Annotated in this window: 2 protein-coding genes; both read right to left on the bottom strand. The window is 63.6% G+C overall.

Annotation, left to right across the window (positions count from 1 at the left end; translation table 11 throughout):
- Window positions 1–100: 100 nt before the first annotated feature.
- On the bottom strand, window positions 101–958 hold the full coding sequence (istB, locus tag LQ220_RS24685; RefSeq protein WP_230190613.1) for an IS21-like element helper ATPase IstB: 858 nt from the start codon (window positions 956–958) through the stop codon (window positions 101–103).
- Window positions 955–2,427, bottom strand: a complete 1,473-nt coding sequence (gene istA / locus LQ220_RS24680; protein ID WP_230190612.1) for an IS21 family transposase — start codon at window positions 2,425–2,427, stop codon at window positions 955–957. Before istA ends, istB begins: the two co-directional genes overlap by 4 nt.
- Window positions 2,428–2,639: the final 212 nt, after the last annotated feature.

Genomic DNA, 2,639 nt, shown 5'->3' with positions numbered 1-2,639 from the left:
TGTAGCGCGACAAACTGGGTGAGATGCTGGCGTCAATCAGGATGAGAATTGATTGTCGCGGCGTGGTGATGATGCCAACGGTAATTGTCGCTGGCAAGGGTCAGTCGTTGGTTTGATTGTCGCTGGGCGACAAATCTGCGGTGGACTTGATTGTCGCGTAGGTTGGCGGTCGTCCAGCGCGTGATTGTCGCTGGAGTGCGGCGCGGCGGCGATAGCTCTCGACATTCATTTCGAAGATGGTGGCGTGGTGGACGAGCCGGTCGACGGCGGCGAGCGTCATGGCGGGATCGGGGAAGATCCGGTTCCACTCACCGAACGGCTGATTTGCGGTAATCAGCGTCGATCGGCGTTCGTATCGGGCGCTGATCAGCTCGAACAGGACGGAAGTTTCTGCCTGATCCTTGGTGACGTAGGCGAGGTCGTCGAGGATCAGCAGGTGATATTTGTCGAGCTTGGCCAGGGCGGCCTCAAGCGCGAGTTCGCGCCGCGCGACCTGGAGTTTTTGAACGAGGTCGGAAGTGCGCGTGAACAGCACGCGCCAGCCATTTTCGATCAGGGCGAGGCCGATTGCCGCTGCCAGGTGGGTTTTGCCCCCGCCTGGCGGCCCGAACAGGATCAGGTTTGCGCCCTTTTCCAGCCAGGCGTCGCCCGCGCACATGGCGGTGACCTGGGCGCGGGAGATCATAGGCACGGCATCGAAGGCGAAGCTGTCGAGCGTTTTGCCCGGGGGCAGTCTTGCTTCGCCCAGATGCCGCTCGATACGGCGGCGATCGCGTTCGGCGACCTCATGCTCGGCCAAGGCTGCAATCAGGCGGGCGCCGGGCCAGCCCTCCTTGTCGGCGCGTGCGGCGAAGTCAGCCCAGACCAGCTTGATCGCGGGCAGACGCAGGTCATTGAGAACCAGGCTGACGCGCTGGGCATCGATGGCGGCATGGGGGGCGAGTGTGCTTTTGCTCATGCCGCTTCTCCCACCAACAGAACATCGTAATCGGTGAGCGGCGTCAGCTCGACAACCACATCGGGAAGTGCCGCAGGGTCAGGTGCGAAGCGCAACCGCAATGCCGCCATGTCGGGCAGGCGACCGGCGGCGAGGCCCTCGGTCAGCAGTTCGGCCAGTTCAGCCTCGCAGGCGCGTTCATGCGCCAGGCTGAGCAGTTCGACCGCCTGTCGGCAGGCGGCGCGTTCACCCACCGCTTCAAGCAATCGCTCGAAGGTTTGCCGGTAGGCATCGCGTGGGAACAGTTGGTTGCGGTATACCAGCTTCAGCAGCGCCATGGGTTTGCGCCGCAGGCTGTGGATGACATGCCGATAATCGACGACATGGGCATGCGTAGCATGATCGGCCGACCTACCGCGCGGCAGCGTCATCAGCCGGGTGCCGCCGATGAATAGGTCGAGCCGATCATCATAGAGCCGAACCCGCAACCGGTGCCCGATCAGCCGTGACGGCACGGTGTAGAACACCTTTCTGAGCGTGAAGCTGCTGGTCGAGGTGACGGTGACGATCACTTCCTCGTAATCGCTGGTGCGCGCCTGCGGCAGCGGCTGCAACACCGCGCGCTCGCTGTCGATGCGGGCGCCGTTGCGTCGGTTCTTGCGGCCAACGATCTCGTCGATAAAGTGGCGATAGGCGACTAGATCATCGAAGTCGCATGCCCCCCGCAGCAGCAGCGCGTCCCGTACGGCGGCCTTGAGATGGCCGTGCGAACTCTCGATGGAACCATTCTCGTGCGCAACGCCGCGATTGTTGCGCGTCGGGGCCATGCCGTAATGCTCGCACAAGGCGTCATAGCGCGTGGTCAGATCGGCGCGCGCGTCAGCATCAAGGTTGCGGAACGCGGCCGACAGGCTGTCGCTGCGATGCTCGGACGGCGCGCCGCCCACCGCCCACAGGGCATTTTGCAGTCCTTCGGCCAGCGCGACATAGCTCTCGCCGCCCAGGATGACATGGGCATGTTCAAAGCCCGACCAGACCAACCGGAAGTGATACAGCCGGTGGTCGAGCAGCACCCCCGCGACTGTTACGGCCAGGTCGCCCATATCGGTGAAGTCCGACAGGCCAAGCCGACCAGGCTCATGGACCTGCCGGAAGATGACCTCCTGATCGGGGCCAAACCGCGCGCGCCACGCGCGGATCCGGCGCTCCAGCGTCCGCCTGACCCCCGTATCAAGATCGGGATGGCGCCTGCGGATCTCCTCAAAGACCGCCACCGCGCGCAGCCCCGGTGCCGCCTCCAGCAAGGGCACGATCTCGGTATCGAATATCTCTGCCAGCGGATCGGGCCGTCGCCGTTCGCGTGGCTTTTTGCGTTGCGAGGGCAGGCATGGATCCGCGTTGATCCGGTACGCGCTGGCCGTGCTGATCCCGGCCTTGGCGGCGGCCACCGGTAATGACTTGATTTGCTTGAGCTTCATATAAAGCCTCATCTGATGATCGTTGATATGGCAGCCCGGCACCCGCATCCCTTCCAAACGAAGCGATGCGCGTCTTACCGGGCCGACCACGACCCTCAGAACCCCCATGAAAAGAGGCTTCGACGCTTGCTGGAACGGCTACGGGCTACGCCCTGCGCCGTTCCAGCAAGCGTCGATTCTCACCTTGATTGTCGCTGCATTCTCATCCTGATTGTCGCGCGGCA

It is taken from the genome of Sphingobium sp. CECT 9361, from assembly GCF_918741285.1.
Classification (GTDB): Bacteria; Pseudomonadota; Alphaproteobacteria; order Sphingomonadales; family Sphingomonadaceae; genus Sphingobium.
The sequence above is the reverse complement of the archived record's forward strand: the minus strand, read 5'-3'. Positions and strand labels throughout refer to the sequence as shown.

Excerpts from the sequence above, each read along its gene's own strand:
- istB (WP_230190613.1), bottom strand. The coding sequence starts at position 958 with ATGAGCAAAAGCACACTCGCCCCCCATGCCGCCATCGATGCCCAGCGC.
- istA (WP_230190612.1), bottom strand. The coding sequence starts at position 2,427 with ATGAGGCTTTATATGAAGCTCAAGCAAATCAAGTCATTACCGGTGGCC.